This window comes from Vibrio sp. JZG120, from assembly GCF_053890955.1.
Genome location: NZ_JBSRRK010000001.1, coordinates 857,511 through 879,537 on the forward strand (window position 1 = coordinate 857,511; position 22,027 = coordinate 879,537).

The 22,027-nt window shown below is 45.8% G+C and carries 18 protein-coding genes; 12 read left to right on the top strand and 6 right to left on the bottom strand.

Annotated elements, in window-relative coordinates; translation table 11 throughout:
• Both ACWPOD_RS03680 and ACWPOD_RS03685 read right to left on the bottom strand, forming a co-directional pair.
• Nucleotides 1–420, bottom strand: coding sequence for a YeeE/YedE family protein (locus ACWPOD_RS03680; protein WP_046875442.1), 420 nt, complete (start codon nucleotides 418–420; stop codon nucleotides 1–3).
• A 28-nt stretch (nucleotides 421–448) separates the two neighbouring features.
• Nucleotides 449–757, bottom strand: coding sequence for an ArsR/SmtB family transcription factor (locus tag ACWPOD_RS03685; protein ID WP_012842251.1), 309 nt, complete (start codon nucleotides 755–757; stop codon nucleotides 449–451).
• Between the two features lie 178 nt (nucleotides 758–935).
• Between ACWPOD_RS03685 and ACWPOD_RS03690 the strand changes: the two genes are divergently transcribed.
• The gene (locus ACWPOD_RS03690; protein WP_012842250.1) at nucleotides 936–1,121 is read left to right on the top strand and encodes a YgaP family membrane protein; all 186 of its coding nucleotides are present in this window, start codon (nucleotides 936–938) and stop codon (nucleotides 1,119–1,121) included.
• 71 nt (nucleotides 1,122–1,192) lie between these two features.
• Nucleotides 1,193–2,896, top strand: coding sequence for an FAD-dependent oxidoreductase (locus ACWPOD_RS03695; protein ID WP_167427519.1), 1,704 nt, complete (start codon nucleotides 1,193–1,195; stop codon nucleotides 2,894–2,896).
• A 76-nt stretch (nucleotides 2,897–2,972) separates the two neighbouring features.
• Here the strand turns inward: ACWPOD_RS03695 and ACWPOD_RS03700 are convergent, their stop codons facing one another.
• The 4 genes from ACWPOD_RS03700 to ACWPOD_RS03715 all read right to left on the bottom strand — a co-directional run bounded on the left by ACWPOD_RS03700 (nucleotide 2,973) and on the right by ACWPOD_RS03715 (nucleotide 7,853).
• On the bottom strand, nucleotides 2,973–3,668 hold the full coding sequence (locus ACWPOD_RS03700) for an aspartate/glutamate racemase family protein (protein ID WP_012842248.1): 696 nt from the start codon (nucleotides 3,666–3,668) through the stop codon (nucleotides 2,973–2,975).
• Between the two features lie 144 nt (nucleotides 3,669–3,812).
• Nucleotides 3,813–4,613 carry a PhzF family phenazine biosynthesis protein gene (locus ACWPOD_RS03705; RefSeq protein ID WP_167427520.1) on the bottom strand — a complete coding sequence of 267 codons (801 nt, stop codon included), beginning with the start codon at nucleotides 4,611–4,613 and terminating at the stop codon, nucleotides 3,813–3,815.
• A gap of 141 nt (nucleotides 4,614–4,754) precedes the next feature.
• Nucleotides 4,755–5,231: a DM13 domain-containing protein gene (locus ACWPOD_RS03710; protein WP_167427521.1), complete on the bottom strand. Its 477-nt coding sequence runs from the start codon at nucleotides 5,229–5,231 to the stop codon at nucleotides 4,755–4,757.
• A 297-nt stretch (nucleotides 5,232–5,528) separates the two neighbouring features.
• The gene (locus ACWPOD_RS03715; RefSeq protein ID WP_167427522.1) at nucleotides 5,529–7,853 is read right to left on the bottom strand and encodes an FdhF/YdeP family oxidoreductase; all 2,325 of its coding nucleotides are present in this window, start codon (nucleotides 7,851–7,853) and stop codon (nucleotides 5,529–5,531) included.
• A gap of 668 nt (nucleotides 7,854–8,521) precedes the next feature.
• Here ACWPOD_RS03715 and ACWPOD_RS03720 point away from each other — a divergent pair.
• The 10 genes from ACWPOD_RS03720 to ACWPOD_RS03765 all read left to right on the top strand — a co-directional run bounded on the left by ACWPOD_RS03720 (nucleotide 8,522) and on the right by ACWPOD_RS03765 (nucleotide 21,972).
• Nucleotides 8,522–9,406, top strand: a complete 885-nt coding sequence (locus ACWPOD_RS03720; protein WP_005460961.1) for a LysR family transcriptional regulator — start codon at nucleotides 8,522–8,524, stop codon at nucleotides 9,404–9,406.
• Between the two features lie 53 nt (nucleotides 9,407–9,459).
• A complete protein-coding gene (fdhD, locus tag ACWPOD_RS03725; protein WP_017447522.1) occupies nucleotides 9,460–10,290 on the top strand; it encodes a formate dehydrogenase accessory sulfurtransferase FdhD in 831 nt (276 codons plus the stop codon).
• A 406-nt stretch (nucleotides 10,291–10,696) separates the two neighbouring features.
• The gene (uhpT, locus tag ACWPOD_RS03730; protein ID WP_167427523.1) at nucleotides 10,697–12,091 is read left to right on the top strand and encodes a hexose-6-phosphate:phosphate antiporter; all 1,395 of its coding nucleotides are present in this window, start codon (nucleotides 10,697–10,699) and stop codon (nucleotides 12,089–12,091) included.
• Between the two features lie 138 nt (nucleotides 12,092–12,229).
• Nucleotides 12,230–12,838, top strand: coding sequence for a transcriptional regulator UhpA (gene uhpA / locus ACWPOD_RS03735; RefSeq protein ID WP_167427524.1), 609 nt, complete (start codon nucleotides 12,230–12,232; stop codon nucleotides 12,836–12,838).
• A complete protein-coding gene (gene uhpB / locus ACWPOD_RS03740) occupies nucleotides 12,838–14,340 on the top strand; it encodes a signal transduction histidine-protein kinase/phosphatase UhpB (protein WP_167427525.1) in 1,503 nt (500 codons plus the stop codon). The genes uhpA and uhpB overlap by 1 nt, the downstream gene beginning before the upstream one ends.
• A 6-nt stretch (nucleotides 14,341–14,346) precedes the next feature.
• Nucleotides 14,347–15,687, top strand: a complete 1,341-nt coding sequence (gene uhpC / locus ACWPOD_RS03745; RefSeq protein ID WP_005394568.1) for an MFS transporter — start codon at nucleotides 14,347–14,349, stop codon at nucleotides 15,685–15,687.
• A 124-nt stretch (nucleotides 15,688–15,811) separates the two neighbouring features.
• Nucleotides 15,812–17,047: a mannose-6-phosphate isomerase, class I gene (gene manA, locus ACWPOD_RS03750; RefSeq protein ID WP_167427526.1), complete on the top strand. Its 1,236-nt coding sequence runs from the start codon at nucleotides 15,812–15,814 to the stop codon at nucleotides 17,045–17,047.
• A 352-nt stretch (nucleotides 17,048–17,399) separates the two neighbouring features.
• Entirely contained in the window at nucleotides 17,400–18,662 is a 1,263-nt protein-coding gene (locus ACWPOD_RS03755) for a hydroxymethylglutaryl-CoA reductase (protein WP_167427527.1), read from the top strand.
• A gap of 406 nt (nucleotides 18,663–19,068) precedes the next feature.
• The gene (locus ACWPOD_RS03760) at nucleotides 19,069–20,637 is read left to right on the top strand and encodes a DUF1800 domain-containing protein (protein WP_456231573.1); all 1,569 of its coding nucleotides are present in this window, start codon (nucleotides 19,069–19,071) and stop codon (nucleotides 20,635–20,637) included.
• A gap of 9 nt (nucleotides 20,638–20,646) precedes the next feature.
• Nucleotides 20,647–21,972, top strand: coding sequence for a DUF1501 domain-containing protein (locus ACWPOD_RS03765; RefSeq protein ID WP_456231574.1), 1,326 nt, complete (start codon nucleotides 20,647–20,649; stop codon nucleotides 21,970–21,972).
• Nucleotides 21,973–22,027 lie beyond the last annotated feature (55 nt).

The following is a 22,027-nucleotide window of genomic DNA, read 5'->3' on the forward strand; positions in this document are numbered from 1 at the left end:
TTAAACTAGGTGAAGTCGAACGAATACCGTTAGGCCAGCGACAGCCATAAATACACAGGTCGCCACAATAGAGCGCTTAGACAAACGGCCCATGCCACAAATGCCGTGCCCACTAGTACATCCGTTACCCAGTCTGGTTCCGATTCCTACCAATAAACCAGCGGCAATCACCATCCCTAAAGAAAGGTTCGCGGTACTAGGAACCGCAACGCCCAACATCAGAACGCTAATCAAGCCACCAGCTATCATTCCAACCGCAAAAAGCAATCGCCACGAATAATCGCCTTTTTTCGGTGACATAATGCCATTCATAATTCCACTGATTCCGGCAATTTTCCCGTTAACCAACAACAATATAGTGGCGGAGAACCCTAACAAAATGCCACCAAACAACGATTCCCATGGAATAACGTTTAACATTATTTACCTCTAAAATCTTAGCTACGAATTAGTTACAGAAAACGCTATGAAGCGCCTTGATTAATGACTCAACTCTCGGTTCTGACAACGAATAAAACACTTGCTGTGATGCCTTACGAGCCTTGATCAATTTGTGTTTGCGAAGCACCGTCAAGTGCTGTGAAAAGGCGGATTGGCTAAGGAACGAGTTCTTTTGCAGCTCCCCAACACCAACCTCACCTTGGGTCAGTTGGCACAACACCATTAGCCTTTCCGGATGTGCCATTACTTTTAGGAGATCAGCAGCTTCATTGGCATTGCCTTTCATTGCTGCTACATCCATATCTGTATAGCTCATGACTCACCTCTATATTAAAAACTAAATTAGATATTACTAAAGCAATATATTTAGTCAACACTAAATTAGCAATGGTGAATTTAGATAAATTAACATTAGACATTTCTAATTTAGATAATTATAGTGATGAATATCAAAGGATGGCGTTCTCAGTTTGAGAGTACGAAGGAGAAGAGTTATGACGTTAGAAAATGCAGTACGAATTTTTGCAGGCACGATGGTATTGATCTCGGTCATACTAACCGTGTTCGTTCACAGTAACTTCATTTGGTTCACCGTGTTTATCGGCGTTAATCTTATTCAAAGTGCTTACACGGGAATCTGCCCTGCTGCTTATTTTTTAAAGAAATTTGGTTTTAGATAATCTAGAGCGTAGTGACCTTTCACACTGGCTATTCGTGAAAGGTCAGTTCGCCCTAAAACTTGGAGTTAAAAATGACTAAGATCTTAATCGTCGGTGGTGTTGCAGGTGGTGCATCTGCGGCGGCGCGTGCTCGTCGTCTGAGCGAAGATGCCGAAATCATCATGTTTGAACGTGGCCCATTCGTTTCATTTGCCAACTGTGGCTTGCCTTATCACATCGGCGGCGATATCCAAGAACGCAGTAAGTTACTACTACAAACGCCAGAAAGCTTTTTAGCACGTTTTAACGTTGATGTTCGCGTGATGAATGAAGTAGTTTCTATTAACCGACAGGACAAAACCGTTACGATCAAAAACCTGTTGGATGAGTCTGAATACGTAGAATCATACGACTTCCTACTGCTTAGCCCAGGTGCCGGCCCTATTGTTCCGCCAATTCCAGGTCTCGATAACCCGCTCACCCACTCGCTACGTAACATTCCAGATATGGATCGCATCATCGAAACGATCCAAATGAACAAGCCAGAGCATGCGACGGTTGTTGGCGGCGGTTTCATCGGTTTAGAAATGATGGAAGCCTTCCACCAACTTGGCATTAAAACCTCTCTGATCGAAATGGCAGACCAAGTCATGACGCCAGTAGACCGTGAAATGGCAGGCTTTGCTCATGCAGAAATTCGTGACAAAGGTGTCGACCTCAAACTTGGCGTCGCGCTTGAATCTGTGAAATTCCTACCTAACGAGCACGTTGCAAGTTTCGACTCTGGTGAGAGTGAGAAACACCAACACCTAGAAGGTGAATTGGAGTTAACACTGAACAACGGTGAAAAACTCACTACCGATATTCTGATCATGGCAATCGGTGTACGTCCTGAGACAAAACTGGCGCAAGAAGCCGGTCTTCAAATTGGCGCGCTAGGCGGTATTTACACGAACGAATACATGCAAACCAGCGACCCATCTATCTACGCTGTCGGCGACGCGATAGAAGAGAAAGACTTCGTGACAGGCGAGCAAACTATAGTGCCACTTGCAGGCCCGGCAAACCGTCAAGGTCGTATGGCAGCAGACAACATGCTTGGCCGCAAAGAAACCTACCAAGGCACACAAGGGACAGCGATTTGTAAGATCTTCGACCTTGCTGTGGCTTCAACCGGTAAAAACGAGAAGCAACTAAAACGCGCTGGTATCGAATACGACAAAGTGTACGTGCATACCGCAAGCCACGCGAGCTACTACCCTGGTGCAGAAGTGGTGTCGTTCAAAATGTTGTTCGATCCAAAATCAGGCAAGATTTTAGGTGCTCAAGCAGTTGGTAAAGACGGTATCGACAAACGTATTGACGTTATGGCTGTTGCACAACGTGCTGGCATGACGGTTGAACAACTGCAGCATCTTGAACTGACTTACGCGCCACCTTACGGCAGTGCAAAAGATGTGATCAACCAAGCGGCGTTTGTGGCAAATAACATCATCAAAGGTGACGCAGCGGCGATTCATTACGATGAAATCGACAACCTGACTGAAGATCAAATTCTCCTCGACGTCCGTAACCCGGGTGAATTGGAGTCTGTTGGTTATCTTGAAGGGGCAATCAACATTCCGGTTGACCAGTTACGCCATCGTATGGGTGAACTACCAAAAGACAAAGAGATTGTGATTTACTGTCAAGTAGGCTTGCGCGGTAACGTGGCATACCGTCAACTGGTCAACAATGGTTACAAAGCTCGTAACTTGATTGGTGGATACAGAACACTCAAATTCTCGCGCTTATAACGGGATAATAAAAACAGAGAAAACCGAGGAATTGGTTTTCTCTTTTGTTTATTTACATGGACTCAAATCTAACTCATTAACCTTCTATCGCCAAACGGACTGCTGCTTGAGCATGGATAGAAGTGGTATCAAGTAGCGTAACATCTGTGTGACTTTGGTTTACAAGTAAGGCAATTTCAGTGCACCCGAGAATCACAGCTTCAGCTCCCTGCTCTTTTAGTTTTTCAATAATTTGCAGGTATATCGTTCTCGATTCCTCTTTGATTTCACCTTGGCATAACTCTTTATAAATAATGTTATGCACTATAGAGCGATCATCTTGAGCAGGAGTTATGACATCCAGCCCATAGAGGTCGGAAAGCCGTCCTTTGTAAAAGTCTTGCTCCATTGTGAATTGAGTACCAAGGAGTCCGACCTTTTGAACCCCTTTCTCACGAAGTAACTCAGCAGTCGCATCTGCGATATGTAGTATGGGGATATTAATGCTGGCTTCAATTTGAGGAGCAACTTTGTGCATTGTGTTCGTACAAATAAGAATAAAATCAGCGCCCCCTTTTTCTATTGAAGATGCAGCATCAGATAGAATACTTGCCGTTTCTTCCCATTTACCTTGGTGTTGAAGTTTCTCTATCTCTGAAAAATTCACGCTATACATACAAATTTTTGCGGAATTTAGGCCGCCTAACGCCTCTTTGACTCCTTCGTTGATCAATTTGTAATAACTAAGCGTCGACTCCCAACTCATGCCGCCTAGAAGACCGATAGTTTTCATATAACTCTCCAATCGTTATACACCACCATGGCAGGGGTGTTTTTACAAACAAAATCAACCACGTGAATAGACAGCCTTCTAGCTTTGTCACTAGTGAGAACTGGATAAACCTGCAATCAGAAAAACGAGAACCAAAAAGGACGACTACGCAATTCTCATATCTCCTCGCAACATTGTTACCGCACTTCCAGAAAGCTTAACGCATTCCGGATTCAATAATTCTGTATAAACAACTCCACTTCTCTTGGATGCTTGAAAGCCTTTTAATTGCGCTTTACCGAGCTCTTTAGCCCAGTAAACACATAAAGCGCAATGAGCAGAACCTGTCACTGGATCCTCATCAACACCCACCCAAGGGGCAAAATAGCGAGAGACAAAATCAGCGTCAGTGCTTGATTGAGCAGTGATAACAACTCCACGACCTTTTTGTTTAAGTAACGCACTAAAATCAGGTTCGAGTTGCTCTATCAAAGACTCATCATTGATGACGATCAACTGCTTATTATCAAACTGACCATAAGCAATTACATCAGCCACATCGAGCCCTAAGCCGTGAAGCAAATCTGTGTTAATACTTGCTCGCATATCTAAAATAGGAGCAGGAAACACCAAATGAATGTCGTCATGATCAAGTTGTGCAGTTAAAACGCCGGATAGCGTAGCAAACTCAATGGTATCACCAGTATTATATAACCCTTGCTCTCTCAGCACGTGCGCCGTGGCCAATGTGCCATGTCCACACAAAGCGACTTCCGTTTCAGGTGTAAACCAACGAAGTTGCATTGTGTTTAATGACAGAAACGCGGTTTCAGATAGTGACATCTCTGCCGCTATGGCCAACATCATTTCCTCATCAAGGCTTGATTCTGTGATACACACACCTGCAGGATTGCCTTTGAACACATCTGATGTAAACGAGTCGACCTGAAAAATTTTAACTTCCACAAAATATCCTTAAGTTCTATCAACCACTGTAGAACCATTAGCAGCACTTAGTGCATTTGTACCACGTAATGTATTGCACCAGCTATTTGAGCAGTAAACCTTTATTAACTAAGAAGAAACCACTTTTTCTCCTGATGGGATTTATTGGTATTTTGCCGAAGTAATGAACTCACCGAATGTTTCACACCAAACAACAACAGTATTGTATTCAGAAATGGAAATCCCTTGAGGAATCTCAACAACGAAGTTATTGAACGTTTTGACATCACCAACCAAGCTCATCTCAGATTTAAGGTCATTAAACGCTTGTTCAGTCTCGACAAATTTAGGAGATAAATAGAGTTTATAGTCAGGCCCGGGAGCGAGTTTTCCTACCAGCGTAATAGCTTGGGAACTCAAATGAATTTCACCTTCTCCCCAATGAAAAGCGTCGCTATCTTTGAGGTCCCTCGTGACAACTGCACTGTATTCTGCACCTTGCATGCGCTCAGAAACTTGCTCATCGGTCGGCGCAGGCGGTGCAATAAGAATCGGTAAAGTATAGATACCTATCGCAATACCAATCGCAACAGCCACTAAGTGGCTTAACGTTAATTTAATTATACTTTTCAAGGTCATCTATCTTCTTGTTAGTTTCATCAGCTTAGATTTCGGATCAAATACAGACATCCATCAGGTTATACGTCTAATAGCCTAATTTCATTAATATTATACACAAGCTGGACCAATGCGCCTTAATTGCTGCCTTTTAGAGTGCTATCCAATAACCCCGTTATTAACGAAAATAACTATTTTAATTCAGCCCCCTACACGCCTTCGACGAAATGATCTAAATGCAAAGTGAGCAATTAAAAACGGCTGATAATTGATATCAGCCGTCTGCTTATCGGGAATGTCGTTGTGCTGGTTTGGGAACTATTCTGCTTCCACCAAAGCGATCTTATCGGATGTCGATTTTTCCAATTTGATCGCAATAAACTTAGAGGTTGGCGTAAACGTTCTATCCCCATAACTATCTAAAGGAACCAATGGGTTCGTTTCTGGATAGTAAGCCGCCGCCTGACCTGCTGGTACGTCATAGGCAACAAGCGTAAATCCGCTCACACGGCGCTCAACGCCATCTTCCCACAATGACACCATGTCCACTTTATCGCCCGGTTCAAATCCGAGTTTACGAATATCCGCTTCATTGATAAACAGCACTTCGCGCATGCCAAATACTCCACGATAACGGTCATTCAAGCCGTAAAGTGTCGTATTGTATTGGTCGTGTGAGCGCATGGTTTGCAAAATCAAATCTGGCTTTTGGCCTTTTTCGAGTATCGCTTCGCTGATCAACTGCTTCGGCAACTCGCTAGAGCTGAACTGTGCTTTGCCGCTTGGTGTATTCCATCGACGCTCGGCTGCTGGGTTTACCAAGTGGAATCCACCCGGGTGTTTAAGCTTATGGTTAAAGTCGGTAAAGCCCGGAATGGTATCGGCAATCAAATCGCGAATACGGTCGTAATCTTCAATTGCCCACAGCCAATCAATTGGTTTTGCCCCAAGTGTAGCATTGGCAATACCGGCAATAATCGCTGGTTCTGAACGCAAATGCTCCGAACGCGGTTTTAGCTGACCAAATGAGATATGCACCATGCTGAAGGTATCTTCAACCGTCACGCCTTGTGGGCCAGTCGCTTGCTGATCAATCTCAGTACGACCTAAGCATGGAAGAATAAGCGCATCTTTACCTGTGACAAGGTGAGAACGATTTAACTTCGTCGAAATGTGTACGGTTAAATTACAGTTTCGCATCGCGTTGTGCGTACGTTCTGTATCTGGCGTTGCTTGTGCAAAGTTACCGCCCAAACCGATAAATACTTTCGCTTGCCCTTCTTCCATCGCTTTAATGGCTTGCACAGTGTTGTGGCCTTCACCACGTGGGACGGCAAAGTTAAATCGACTTTCAATGCGATCCAACAACAGATCTGAAGGTTTTTCATCAATGCCCATCGTACGGTCGCCCTGAACGTTACTATGACCACGCACTGGTGAAAGACCCGCGCCCGGCTTACCAACGTTACCTCGTAACATTTGCACGTTTGCGACTTCTTTAATGGTTGGCACAGAGTGACGATGCTGAGTCAACCCCATCGCCCAACACATGATCACACGTTCTGCACGTCGATACATGCTCGCCACCATTTCGATTTCACTTAAATCAAGACCCGATTGTTCCGCGATGTGTTCCCAAGAGGTTGCGTCCACTTCAGCCAAATACTCATCAATACCTATCGTGTGTTGCTTGATGAACTCACGGTCAAATACCGCTTTGCCACCGTTTTGCAATGCCTCGCGTTCCCATTGCAGCAAGAACTTCGCGATGCCACGAAACACTGCCATGTCTCCACCTAAAGCAGGACGCAGGTACGCGGTGTTGGTAGGCTCTGAGCCGTTACTCAACATCTCAATCGGCATTTGTGGGTTTTGGAAACGCTCTAATCCGCGCTCTTTCAGCGGGTTTAGACAGATAACCTGTGCACCACGTTTTACCGCTTCGCGCAAAGGTTCAAGCATTCGTGGGTGGTTCGTGCCCGGGTTTTGACCAATCACGAAAATCGCATCTGCTTCTTCAAAATCATCAAAGATCACTGTGCCTTTACCAACGCCAATGGTGTCTTTCATCCCTATTGCACTGGCTTCGTGACACATGTTGGAACAATCTGGGAAGTTGTTGGTACCGAATGCGCGGACAAATAGCTGATATAAAAACGCCGCTTCGTTGCTTGCACGGCCAGAGGTATAAAACTCAGCTTGGTGTGGTGAATCCAATTGGTTGAGATGTTTAGCCACAAGAGAAAAAGCCTCATCCCAAGAGACAGGTACATAGTGGTCGGACTCGGCATCGTATCGCATTGGGTGCGTGATACGGCCTTGGTATTCCAACCAGTAATCGGTTTGAGTTGAGAGAGATGAAACGCTGTGATTGGCAAAAAACTCAGGATCAACCAGACGATTGGTCGCTTCCCAGTTTACTGCTTTCGCGCCATTCTCACAGAAATTGACTTTACCACTATCTGGCGACTCACCCCATGCACATCCCGGGCAGTCGAAACCGCCATTTTGGTTGGTTTTGAGCATAGTGCGAATGTTCTTCACTGCATTTTCACTGCCCCACCAACTTCTGGTTACGGCTTTCAATGCCCCCCAACCACCAGCTGGACCTTTGTATGCTTTTATTTGTTCTTTTTGGCTCACGACTTTACTCCTCGCAGATATACCAGCAAGCAGGGTGCCCGTGAAAACAAGCGCGTTATTTATTGAGATAATGCGGAAGTATTGAAGGGCTTAGTTTCTAATCCATGTATTTTTTAATCCAAATAAGTAACCACTCAACATGCTCTCGCTTGTCCGAGCGTTTACTTATCCAGATTCTTGATATCGGATACCCGCCTACTGTTTCTAAGACTGTTAGATTCAATTTGCATTGTTGCGCCTTGATCTAAATCAAAGATTAAGTCGTTATTCAATATGCGTCCAATTGATAATCCTGACCGAGTGATAAACAAAATCTATGACGAATTTTTCCACTGACGGTCATCACATTTTTAATCAATACAGTTTATGAGGTTAATCGTTTTCCCATTCGATTCCACCTAGTTCGCTTAACGAACTCAATAAAATCGGCATTCTTGATAATAGATAGTATCTATCACACTATAGATACTTTAAATTTGACCCTAATTAATATCAGGAATAGCCTTGATTCAGATCAATTTTGAGTGTGGTTTTATTCTTGACTTGGTTTTGGTTTTCCATTCCCCAGTTAAAACGCTCCAGCGCTTAAAAAGTACGGTAGTGCTGTGCCCCTTTTTTAGGGAGTTTCCCCGTATATGTGACTCACAACGCAAGGTGAACAATCCATTATGGATATCAAACAACTGAAATATCTCATCGCACTTGAACAGACCAAACACTTTGGTCAAGCCGCCGCATTGTGCCACATTACGCAGCCTACCTTGTCCATGAGAATCCGAAGCTTAGAGGAAGAACTCGACCTCGAACTAATCCAGAGAAGTCAACGATTTGAAGGATTTACTGAAGCCGGAGAACGCATTTTAGCTTGGGCAAAAACCGTCTTAGCCGCTCATGATGGATTGCAAGCCGAAGCCGCCAACTGCCGTGGTCAGTTGGTCGGTTCACTTCGGCTTGGAATGGTGCCACTCGCCAGCCAAAACCCGATGCAATTGCTCAAACCATTAGCTCAACAGTTCCCTGAGTTACGCTTTCAAATACTCTCCATGACGACCGAACAGATCATAGACCAACTCAATCGCAATCAACTTGATTTGGGGATGTGTTATGTCGATCAAGTCAACACCGCGTACTTCGATGTTATCGAGCTAGATTCGACCAAACTTGGCGTTTTATTCGATGAGCGTCATTTTGATTTTGCCGAATCTGAAGTGTTGTGGGAGTCTCTCAATAACATTCCGCTAGGGCTACTTTCGAAGGGCATGCACTATCGCCACTCGATTGATCTTAGCTTTGTGAGTAAAGGGCTAGTTCCGCAAACCGTCATTGAAAGTAACTCCACCTTTCACTTGATCCAAGCAGTAACCAGTGGCCTTTGTTGCGCCATTATGCCGCTGAATTGTGGATTAGAAGAGCTGAACGATACGCTTCGCATTATCCCTATCGAAGAAGCCGCCGTTCACGCCCCACTAGGTTTGTTAAAGCGAAAACAAGAACCCTTCTCCGCGCTCACCGATCAGTGCTTCGCAGAAGCAAAAAACATATTCAATCGATAACAAGAATCCACACGTCAATGTTTGGCATACACAACGGCTTATGAGGTGATTTCATGAGATGTACTACTCAATCTTATTTTGAACTGTCCGATTTCAATCAAGCACCACCTCAACCAAGTGCGTTCAATTACCGAGAATTGATTGATGGCCGCCCAGTGCAACAAATGTCGTTGGCGAGCGAGTCCGCTTTAGCTATCAGCTACAACGGCATTAGCCAAGCGGTCATGATGGTGACGCCAGGCCATCTGGAAGACTTCGTGAAAGGGTTTAGCTTAAGCACAGGCATCGTCCACGACTTCAAAGAGATCAAAGACATTGAAATTGGTGGCGATCACGAATCTCACTATGCGGAAGTGGAAATCAGCAACCGCGCTTTCTGGGCGTTAAAAACACAGCGCCGAAATCTTGCCGGCACAACCGGATGCGGCATTTGTGGTGTCGAGGCTCTGGAACAAGCTTTGCCTGATTTAGCACCGCTGACACCGTCTCTTCCTCCGCGCTCCGATGTATTCGAAGGACTGCGAGACAAAGTCGCACTGCATCAAGAAGCCGCACGTGAATCTGGCGCGTTACACGCCGCTTTATTTGCAGATTTACAAGGCAACATCAAGTTGTGCCGAGAGGACATCGGCCGTCACAACGCGCTAGATAAGTTGATTGGTGCATTGGCCAACAATCACATCGAGCCTCAAAGTGGCTTCGCTATCATGACAAGCCGTTGCAGCTTAGAGTTGATCCACAAAGCCGTTCGAGCGCGTATCCCCACTCTGGTTTGCTTATCTGCACCTACAGCGTTAACCGTCGAATGGGCAAGAAGAAACCATTTGAACCTAATTCACTTGCCAAAACACGGCTCGCCGCGTCTATACAGCCCTGCGCCTTAACACGTCAACCTAGCCGAATTCCTAATATTTCTAACAGAGACCTCCGGGTTTCTGTTGTTTGCTTCTCATTCCTAATTGATACTTAGCGACAAGCCACTATTCTCTCCAACCAAACGTGCTCACCCCTTGTCACCACTAAGCTTACGCATATTAATCCGCTTGCATTTGAACGCTTTCCAATCCGATAAGAACCCAGTCAAAAACCCATAAATTAGTAAGGATTTTGTGTGACTCTTTTCACGCTTTTCCGCCTTCCTAGGCATTTCTAGGAATTCTTCCTAGCCGATCTAGGCAACCATCTCATGTGCCTCACAAAACCACTCTCTAGAATTCCGCTCAGTCAAAGGTAACAAGAGTGCACAACGGTCGCCGTTGTGTTTCTAAAACAATTACAAGAGAGTTCATCATGTTAAAATTCCTCGAACAGGTGCGGAAGCCGACCCTCGATCTTCCTGTCGAAGTTAGAAGAAAGATGTGGTTTAAACCGTTCATCCAATCTTACTTGGTCGTATTCATCGGCTACCTAACCATGTACTTGATTCGTAAGAACTTCAATGTCGCGCAAAACGACATGATCTCAACTTACGGTTTGAGCATGACAGACCTAGGTCTTATTGGCCTTGGCTTCTCCATCACATACGGTATCGGTAAAACCGTTGTGTCTTACTACGCTGACGGTAAGAACACCAAGCAATTCCTCCCTTTTATGCTGATCCTTTCTGGTCTTGCAATGCTTGGTTTCAGCTTCAGCATGGGCGGCGGTAGTGCAAGCCTGTTCTTGATGGTGGCTTTCTACGCTCTGAGTGGTTTCTTCCAAAGTACTGGTGGCCCTTCTAGTTATTCAACCATTACAAAATGGACACCTCGTAACAAACGCGGCTCTTACTTAGGCTTGTGGAACATGTCACACAACGTTGGTGGTGCAGGCGCAGCGGGTGTTGCTCTTTTCGGTGCTAACTACCTATTCGACGGCCACGTAATCGGTATGTTCGTGTTCCCTTCTATCATCGCGATCATCGTTGGCTTTATCGGTATGCGCTTTGGTAGCGACTCTCCAGAAGCTTACGGTCTAGGTAAAGTAGAAGAACTTTTCGATGAAGCAGTGAGTGAAGAAGACACCGCCGCTGAAGAAAACCAGATGACCAAAAAAGAAATCTTTGTTGAATACGTTCTTAAAAACAAAGTTATCTGGCTACTTTGCTTTGCTAACATCTTCCTTTACATCGTTCGTATCGGTATCGACCAATGGTCAACGGTATACGCGTACCAAGAGCTTGGTCTGTCAAAAGAAACGGCAATCTCTGGCTTTACTCTGTTCGAAGTCGGTGCGCTTGTGGGTACTTTGATGTGGGGTTACCTCTCTGACCTAGCAAACGGTCGCCGCGCATTGGTTGCTTGTGTATCTCTTAGCTTGATCATCGTATCGCTTGAGTTCTACCAGCACGCCACTAGCGAGTTCATGTACTTGGCCTCACTATTTGTATTGGGCTTCTTGGTGTTTGGTCCGCAACTTCTTATCGGTGTTGCCGCGGTTGGTTTTGTCCCTAAAAAAGCAATCAGTGTGGCTGACGGCGTAAAAGGTACTTTCGCTTACCTAATCGGCGATAGCTTTGCAAAACTAGGCTTGGGTATGATTGCAGACGGTACACCTATCTTCGGCTTAACAGGTTGGAAAGGTACCTTCGCAGCCCTAGATACCTCCGCCATGATTTGTATTGTTTTGCTTGCTTTCGTCGCTATCGCGGAAGAGAAGAAGATTCGACACGCGAAGAAGCTTCAACTTGCACAAAACCAAGCCTAACTTCTCTGCGCGCTTTACTTCGGTAAAGCGCGCAAGATCATTAAAAAGCATGGTTCAATTCAGTATCATTAAAGATTTTTCTATTGGCTCCTGTTGGAGCTTATTGTTGTTAGTCGTCTGCTCTATTTGGTTGTAATAATGATTCATGTTGCTCTAGTTGATGATCACGTCATCGTGCGTTCGGGTTTCGCACAATTATTAAATTTAGAAAGTGATATTACCGTTGTTGGTGAATTCGGCTCTGTCTCAGAAGCACGCACAGGGTTGCCTGCGGTACACCCACACGTCGTCATCCTAGATATTTCCATGCCAGATGAAAGCGGCTTAAACTTTCTTAGCGAAATACCAACTGGCATTGCCTGCGTGATGCTTAGCGTGCATGACTCCCCTGCGATGGTGGAAAAATCACTAAAGCTAGGTGCAAAAGGCTATCTTAGTAAACGCTGTAGCCCAGACGAACTTATTCAAGCCGTGAGAACCAGTGCTTCTGGTGGCTGTTACCTCACATCAGATATTGCACTTAAACTTGCAACGCCTAGCGACAACACCACCTCTCTATGCCAACTGACAAAACGTGAAAACGAGGTATGTCAGCTACTTGCGACCGGGTTGGATGTAAAGTCTGTCGCGGCAGAGCTTGGCTTGAGCCACAAGACTGTGCATGTGCATCGTGCGAATGCCATCGACAAACTCGGCGTGAAAAACAACGTTGAGCTCGCCAAACTATTTTCTCAAGAGTCCTTTTAATGCGAGCTTACGCTGTTACTACCATTTGCGGACTATTTGTTATGGCTTGCGCTTGGTTTTGCTTGTGGGTGATTGCCTATTACTTTGTCAATGATCCCGAGCTGGCGATCTTATTGTTTCCTTTCGCTTTACGATTAGGTGTCGCCCTACACACTCGCACCGCTTATTGGCCAACGATTTATCTTTCAGAGTGGGGGCTTTCCATCGCACTTGCGATGTTACTGGGTCAACCGCAGTGGCTTACCGTGCTGATTGCGAGCATTGCCAGTATCCCGGTCACTCTGATTGCGAAAAAATACTACTACGGAGACCAAAACCGCCATTTAGCCGTGATGAGCGCAGTCATTATCATTAGCGCGTTTATTAATGTGATGGCCGTTGGTTTTCACGTTCCTTCGGTTTACATGGTATGGCTGGCTAGCATTTCTGGAGGCTTGCTCGTGGTGCCTATGTGCTACTTGTTATGGAGTTATTTGTTCCAAAGTCGTTGGTCTCCGCTTAGCTCTCTCCTACTTAGTAATACCGTTGTATTTCAGGTGCGTCATATCGTGCTTTATGCGCTGCTTTTGATCGGCAGTATTTTGGTGCAAACCAGTTTGCCTGAAGAGCTAAAACGATTTGCGCCATTTTGTATGGCGATTCCAATCATCGTGCTTGCTCTGCGTTACGGCTGGCAAGGTGCCCTGCTCGCCACCATGCTCAACAGCATTGCGCTGATTGCGGCTCGTAGCGGCGTATCGAATCTAGAAATAACCGATTTGTTATTATCTCTCTCAGCGCAAACCATCACTGGCATTATGCTCGGCTTAGGGGTTCAGAAACAAAAAGACCTCAATCACAAACTGCGCGGCGAACTTGCACGCAATCAGAATTTGTCTCGCCAGCTTATCAAAGCGGAAGAATCCGTAAGACGCGATATTGCGCGCGAGCTACATGACGAAATCGGCCAGAACATCACGGCGATCCGCACACAAGCCAACATCATTAAGCGGGTAAATAACGCAGAAACAAGCGTGGGTTGCGCCGACATGATCGAAGGGCTTTCCCTCAACGTGTACGACACCACTAAGCGACTGTTAAGCAAGCTAAGACCAAAAATGCTGGATGATTTGGACTTAAAAGAATCCGTCGAGCAACTAACGCGAGAAATGGAGTTCGCCAATCACGGAACCAACGTTCAACTGAACTGGCAGGGCGATTACACCAGCCTGAGTGACACACTCAAAGTCACCCTATTCCGTTTATGCCAAGAGTCATTAAATAACGCAGCCAAGTACGCAGAAGCGCAGTTGATCAATATTGAACTGACAATTGGAGAAACGGCGGTGTCACTGAGGGTTCACGATGATGGTGTCGGTTTCAAAGTTCAGGACAGCATGAAAGGCATGGGCGTTCGCGGCATGCAAGAGCGTGTGCACGCATTGGGTGGGAAAATGGTTATCTACTCCACCAGCGATCAAGTGATCGGCACTCAAATCAGCATTACTTTACCTAAGGTGTAACTCAAGATGTTTGGATTTTTACGTTCACCTAAATTTACTCAACCGAGTCTAAGCAACGAGCAAATCGACCAGCGTTACCGCCATTGGCGTTTGCACATTATGTTGGGGATGTACATCGGCTACGCAGGTTTCTACTTTACCCGTAAGACCTTTAACTACGCCGCACCAGCTATGATTACCGATCTTGGCTTAGATAAAGGCGATTTGGGTCTTATAGGCACGCTTTTCTACATTACCTACGGCTGCTCGAAGTTTATTTCCGGTACGATCTCAGATCGCTCTAACCCTCGTTATTTCATGGGATTAGGATTGATTGCGACAGGTCTGGTCAATATCGCGTTCGGTTTTTCTAGCTCACTCGCGGCTTTCATTACTCTGTGGATCTTAAACGCCTGGTTCCAAGGCTGGGGCTGGCCTTCATGCTCCAAGCTGTTAACCACTTGGTATTCACGCTCCGAGCGTGGCTTCTTATGGGCGATTTGGAACACCGCACACAACGTTGGTGGCGCGCTGATCCCTATTTGGGTGGGCTATTTAACGTTGCACTACAGCTGGCGTGAAGGCTTTATTCTACCCGGCATCATCGGGGTATTGCTCGGTCTATTCGTTTGTTGGCGGTTACGCGACAAACCCACAACAATGGGCTTACCAAGTGTCGGACAATGGCGCAACGACGCACTAGAACTTGCGCAAGAAAATTACGGACGTGGCCTCACCTACCGCGAAATTCTGAAATCGTACGTATTTAACAACAAATACATCTGGCTGCTCGCGTTCAGTTATGTGTTGGTTTACATCGTCCGAACCGCAATCAATGACTGGGGAAACCTGTACTTAACCGAGCAGCATCACTATAGCCTGATTAACGCCAACGCTGCTCTGTCGATGTTTGAAATCGGCGGTTTTGTTGGTTCATTGGTTGCGGGTTGGGGCTCAGACAAACTCTTTGGCGGTAACCGTGGGCCAATGAACTTGCTGTTCGCGATTGGGATTTTCTTATCTGTCTCTGCGCTTTGGCTGATGCCTCTGACCAACTTTGCATTCCAAGCGGCGGGATTGTTCTCCATCGGTTTCTTTGTCTTTGGGCCACAAATGCTGATCGGTATGGCGGCGGCGGAGTGCTCTCACAAAGATTCTGCCGGCGCGGCAACAGGATTCGTGGGCTTGTTCGCCTACATGGGCGCAGCATTGTCTGGCTATCCACTGGCGTTAATTCTTGAAGAATATCATTGGACGGGTTTCTTCATCACCATTTCAGTTTGTGCAGCCGTCATTGGCCTTTTGTTGTTGCCATTTTTGCAAGCGCAACCATCACGAAAACCACTCGAACCAAAACCTCGATTGTAAATCGACTTATCGCCCTTCGGGCAAATTGGCGAGTGACCTAACCGAGCTCGCCATCCTTATTTAACGTATCTCTGCTCAATTTTTCTTCCGATTCAGTTCGGAGGGTTAACTATGGGAAAAATTCATGAATTTGAACACTATTTCATCGCATAGCTTCTTTCAAATGAACAACAAAATCCAAAACTACGCTTGGGGAAGCACCTCTTCTATTCACGATTTGTTTGGCTTTTCTAACGAAACGAATGAGCCTCAAGCAGAAGTATGGATGGGTACTCACCCAAACGGCTGCTCTGAAGTTCAGATTGAGCAAAACACGCTGCCTTTGTCTGAACTGATCAAACAAAACCAACCCGCTTACTTATCAGCAGAAACCGCAGCGAAATTTGGCGACCTGCCCTTTCTGTTTAAGATCTTAGCGGCCGAACACGCGCTGTCGATTCAAGTTCACCCGAGCAAACAAGATGCCGAGGTAGGTTTCGAAAAAGAGCAAAGTGCTGGCATCCCACTAAACGCGAGCCATCGTAACTACAAAGATCCAAACCACAAACCTGAGTTGGTGTACGCGCTGACAAGTTACCAAGCCATGAACGGTTTTCGCTCGTATGCCGAGATTATTGAGGCATTTAGCCTTTGCGATATCGATGAGCTACGCGCGCCTCTTGACACATTCAAACGCGAAATCAACTCACAAGGTTTACGAGATTTCTTTGTGCACATTCTGACCATGGAGGGAGAAACAAAAGAGCGAGCACTGAAACAGCTTCTTGCCCACGCTTCACGTCAATCGGAACAAGGCACTGACTCGGAGCAAGGCACTGACAGCAACGTTTTCCAGCTCATCTTGGATCTATCCACTCAATATCCCGGCGATGTCGGCTTGTTTGCGCCATTACTGTTGAATGTCATCACGCTGCAGCCTGGCGAAGCGATGTTCCTGAGCGCAAGAACGCCACACGCTTACATTAAAGGTACGGGATTAGAGATCATGGCGAACTCAGATAACGTTTTGCGTGCAGGACTCACGCCGAAACATATGGATGTTGAAGAACTGGTTAAATGCACAGATTTTGTGCCTAAGCCTTTTGACAGCCTTGTTTTAGAACCCAATGCCAATGGTTGCCAGAGCCTTTACCCCGTTCCAGTCGCAGACTTTAGTTTCAGCATTCTTAACCAACCGAATCACGACGTGGTTGAGGCAAACAGCGCAGAGATTTTGATGGCGATTGATGCCGAACTGACACTCATCAGTGATAACGGTGAGACGTTAACCGCCGCGAAAGGACAATCTGTATTTGTTCCTGCTTACGTTGGCCATTATCGCATTCAAAGTGCGGGACGTGTGGCTCGCGCCTTCAACTAGTTTTTGAACAACTGATTCAAACTAGCGTCTGACCCAAGGGACTGGGTTAGACAATTGATTCCTTTCATAGATTGAGCCAGTCCGCTTTTAAGGCACTCATGCTTACATTTTTTCGACTCAAATCCGCAGCGGCCTAAACCATCTAAGTTCTCTAACCCCCCCGATTCTTCTGTCACTACAGCACTCATTGTCAAAACCAATTTATTTCTGGTAAATCCTCCGCTCCAATATCAAATTACTTGGATAACAAAGGCGCTCACACAGTGGTATTTGTTGCAAAACGTATAATCAACGTTGTAATCAAAGCCTCAATCACTACAATCTCTGGTTCGATTTTTCAGTTAACGTTTGTATGCCGAAGTTAAACCAAGATAACCCTGTTCAAAGCTCCGCCCTTTCCGATATCGAAACCAGCAGTAAGATTCAATCGGCATTAGAACCGAAGTTTCACAAGCCAGAGAAACGTCTCTGCTTAAGCCCTGGTCTATCGGATAAGCATTTGGCGCGCCGTTGGCAAGTATTGGAACACGTGACCAATAAAGATCATCTTCTTGATCCTTTCACGCAGTCACATTGCGACGCTTACTCCAACAACATCGAGCACTTCATTGGTACTGTCAATGTGCCGGTCGGCATCGCAGGCCCTTTGCGCGTCAATGGATTGTATGCGAACGATGACTTTTTGGTTCCGCTCGCAACGACAGAAGCCGCGTTAGTCGCTTCCTACAACCGTGGCGCAAGTCTTATTACCGCCGCTGGTGGCGCGAGCGCATTGTTGCTGAGTGAAGGGGTGAGCCGAACACCAGTGTTCGCCTTTAATAACCTTGCAAGCGCTGGCCAGTTCGTCAGTTGGGTTGTTACCCAGTTTGAAGTATTTCGTCAAATTGCGGAATCCACCACCTCACATGGCAAACTCAAAGACATCAATGTAAATATCGAAGGAAACCACGTTTATTTGGTCTTTGAATACGTGACCGGTGACGCTTCCGGACAAAACATGGTGACCATCGCAACAAACGAAGTGTTCCATCATATTTTGGCGACCAGCCCAATCAAACCAACTCAAGCATTCTTGGATGGCAACTTATCAGGCGACAAAAAACCAAACGCGCACACGCTGCGCTCGGTACGCGGTAAGAAAGTATCCGCCGAAGTGACCATTCCAGCAGAGTTGGTGGAAAAATATCTACATACAACGCCGGAGTCTATGGTTCAATTTGGCAAAATGACCACGGTGGGCGGTTTACTCAGCGGGACAATTGGCGTCAACGCGCATTACGCAAACGCTCTTGCCGCGCTGTACATTGCTTGCGGTCAAGATGCCGCTTGTGTTGCAGAGTCTGCCATTGGTATCACTCGTATGGATGTGGACGCTCAAGGCAACTTGTACGCGTGCGTAACCTTGCCAAACATCATGGTGGGAACGGTTGGCGGGGGCACTGGCCTTCCTACGCAAAAAGCATGTTTGGATATTTTAGGTTTGCACGGCAACGGCAAAGCGAAAGCCTTAGCCGAAGTCGCAGCTGCGCTTTGTCTGGCTGGCGAACTCTCGATTGTTGGCGCATTTTGTGCCGATCACTTCTCCCGTGCTCACCATAAACTTGCTAGAAAATAATCCTTTTACTTTGTACAAGAGAACACCCATGCGGTTTTCTCTTGTGCCAATAAAGTTTCTTTATTTATTAGCTCATAAATTGGTTTAAGTTATATGGCAGACTTAATAATTGCATCACTCTCACGTTGACCGCATTATTGCAGTATCACCACACATTCCTCGCTATATCACTGTTTGACCCTATTCTCACGCGATATTAAATATCAGTACGTTACCTAAATAAATATCAAAAACATCTAGCACTAAAGTACCAAATTCATAGATTGAGTTTTTTGTTAGTCACTTATAGAGACTATACTCATTCCTGCAGCTGCTTGATTTTTCTAAATTTATTATTTAGCTCAAATGAGCTTAATCACTCCCGTTAAATGGATTTAAGTCGTTCCCTCGGGTAAGCGAGTTAACTATGAGACGTCAGAAACAAAATGAAATCTCTTGTTGGGTACTAGGGTTGATTATCTTATTACTAAGTTACGTCCCTTCAGTACTAGCAGAAATGGAACTAACGCCCTCCGATCAAACCGTTGCGCGTTTCCTCTATCAGAGCACTTTTGGGCCAACACCAACATTAATTGATGAGGTAGAAGAAGTCGGGATGGAAAGTTGGATATCTCAACAAATCTACCTTCCTGCCACCTATCATCAACCGCTCTATCGGACACCTTTTTCCAAAGGCGCACAATCCAATCGAGAAAACGCTTGGTATCAAATTGTTATTACTGCTGATGATCAACTCAGACAGCGCATGGCGTATGCATTAAGCCAGATCTTAGTGGTCTCTCGCTATGGCGGTGTTCTTTCCAGTAAGCCCACTGGTCTAGTCGACTACTATGATGTATTGATTGCTAACGCTTTTGGCAACTACCGAGATTTATTATATGACGTTTCCATTCATCCTGTTATGGGCAGCTATTTGTCCATGCTCGGTAGCGCAAAAGAGAACAACACGACGGGTGCATTACCTGATGAGAACTTCGCTCGAGAGTTGATGCAGCTGTTCACCCTAGGCTTGTATGAACTGAATATTGATGGCAGTAAAAAGCTTGATCGTACAACGGGTAAGCCTATCCCCACATATACCCAAACGGATATTCAAGAGCTCGCTCGAGCATTAACTGGGTGGAAAAATGCCGATTTAGCGTTTGTCGAACCGATGCGAGTCATCAACCACCGACACGATGGTGGCGAGAAACGATTGCTTGGTAACACAATTCCTGCTGGTTTAACTGCGCAAGAAGAGCTTTCAAAAGTGATCGATATTTTGATGTCTCATCCAAACATGGCGCCGTTTGTTTCTAAGCTACTTATCCAACGTTTTGTAACTTCGAATCCAAGTCCGGAGTACATCGCACGTGTTGCTTCGGTATTCAATAACAATGGCGAAGGAGAAAAAGGAGATTTAAACGCGGTCATTCATGCCATCTTGCTCGATTCTGAGGCTCTAGGCATGACAGATACCCCGCCAATAAAAGTGAAAGAGCCAATACTGGTCCTAACTAATTTTCATCGAGCAGCGGGTTTTACAATCAAATCTACACGTTACGAAGACGCTACTACGATGATGAATATCGCCAATCAAGGACCTCTTCGTTCTCCTTCCGTATTTAATTTTTACTCTCCTGACTACCAACCATCTAACGAGTTTACGGAGTCTGGTATTAGCTCTCCGGAGTATGAGCTACTGAACTGGTCCGTTTATACCGATTTGGTCAACTATATGTTGACCAGCTCTCGCAGAGGCGGCGGTGATTCCTACACACTCGATCTCGGCGAGTTCTATCTTCTTTTGGATGATCACGATGCCTTAGTCGAGCTGGTTAACGAACGCTTCTTCGCTGGAACGGCCTCGGCGGAATTAAAAAAACTCATGCTCACCGTGTTAGATGAATATCGTGAGGACTATGTGCCAACAACAAAGCTCGCTTTGGTGATTTTTACCGCCATTTCCGGCGATGAATTCTATATTCAGGATTAGGAGTGGATTATGGATATTTCACGACGACATTTTATAAAAAGCACTGCATCGATGGGCGCTTTAGCTTCGCTTGGTCTACCGGGTTATTCTCTCGCGGCGCCATCCAATGACTTTCGAGCATTGATATGTGTTTATTTAGCAGGTGGAAACGATGCGTTCAACACTGTACTGCCGTTGTCTGACGCGCACTATAACCAATATGCCAAAGTCAGAGGTGCTCTTTCTGTCGCTAAAGACGACATACTCCCTATCAATTTGCGTACCGCCGATAGCTCGGATAATCTGGTAGAACTTGGCTTACACCCCAAACTAAAGGCGCTGTCTTCAATTTTCGAACAAGGCGATGCCAATATCGTGCTCAATAGCGGCATTCTCAACCATCCCGTTACAAAACAAGCGATTGAGCTAGGTGAAGCGTCACTTCCCGAGCAACTGTTTTCCCACAATTCACAAACTGACGCTTGGTTACTTGGTGGTATGCAAGAATCTAGCAACTTGGGTTGGGCGGGCAGAATGTTGGACGTATTAACTTCTGAATCAGAAATAACCCCACTATACAGTGTGCACGGGAACTCGCTTTGGTTACGCGCGATGGAACACCGCCAAACCGTGCTGAAAAAAGACCGTGCGGTTCAGCTTACCGCGGTTGATAACCCGCTATACAAGGGGATCTATGACCAACTGCTTTCTCATCAAACAGAGAATCCGTTTAGTGGTCACTTTAATTTGATGGTTGATGAGTCGATGATGATGAGCCGTGTGCTAAGCGAGCAACTCAATCATATTGATGACGCGCCGCTGTTCACCTCATCAACACTCGGCAAGCAGATGCAAACCGTCTATAAATTGATCGCAAGCCAAGATGTGTTAAAGCAACAACGACAAGTCTTCTTCGTTAAACACTCTGGCTACGACCTACACGATTCTCAATTAGTTCGACACCCCGTACTACTCGAAGATCTAGCAACTAACCTCTTAGCAATGTATCGTGCGATTGCGCGGTTGGGGCTAAACAAGCAAGTCACCTCTTTTACAATGTCTGACTTTGGTCGACGGATGACAAGCAACGGTAACGGCACCGATCACGGTTGGGGTGGTCATCAACTATTGATTGGAGGCGCGGTGAATGGTCAGCGACCTATCGGCACATGGCCTGAACTAGTATTGGGTGGAAACGATGACTATTCTCAAGGTCGACTCATACCCCAAATTGCAGCGGATCAAGTGGGCTCAACCCTCGCGCAATGGATGGGCGTGAGTGATAACGCGGCACTGGAATACGTGTTCCCGAATATCCGCAACTTCGCTAATTCAAACCTTGGTTTTATGTCTTAAGCTGCTTTAATAAGCTCTTAATTAACATGTCATGAAAAAGGGAGCATTTACGCTC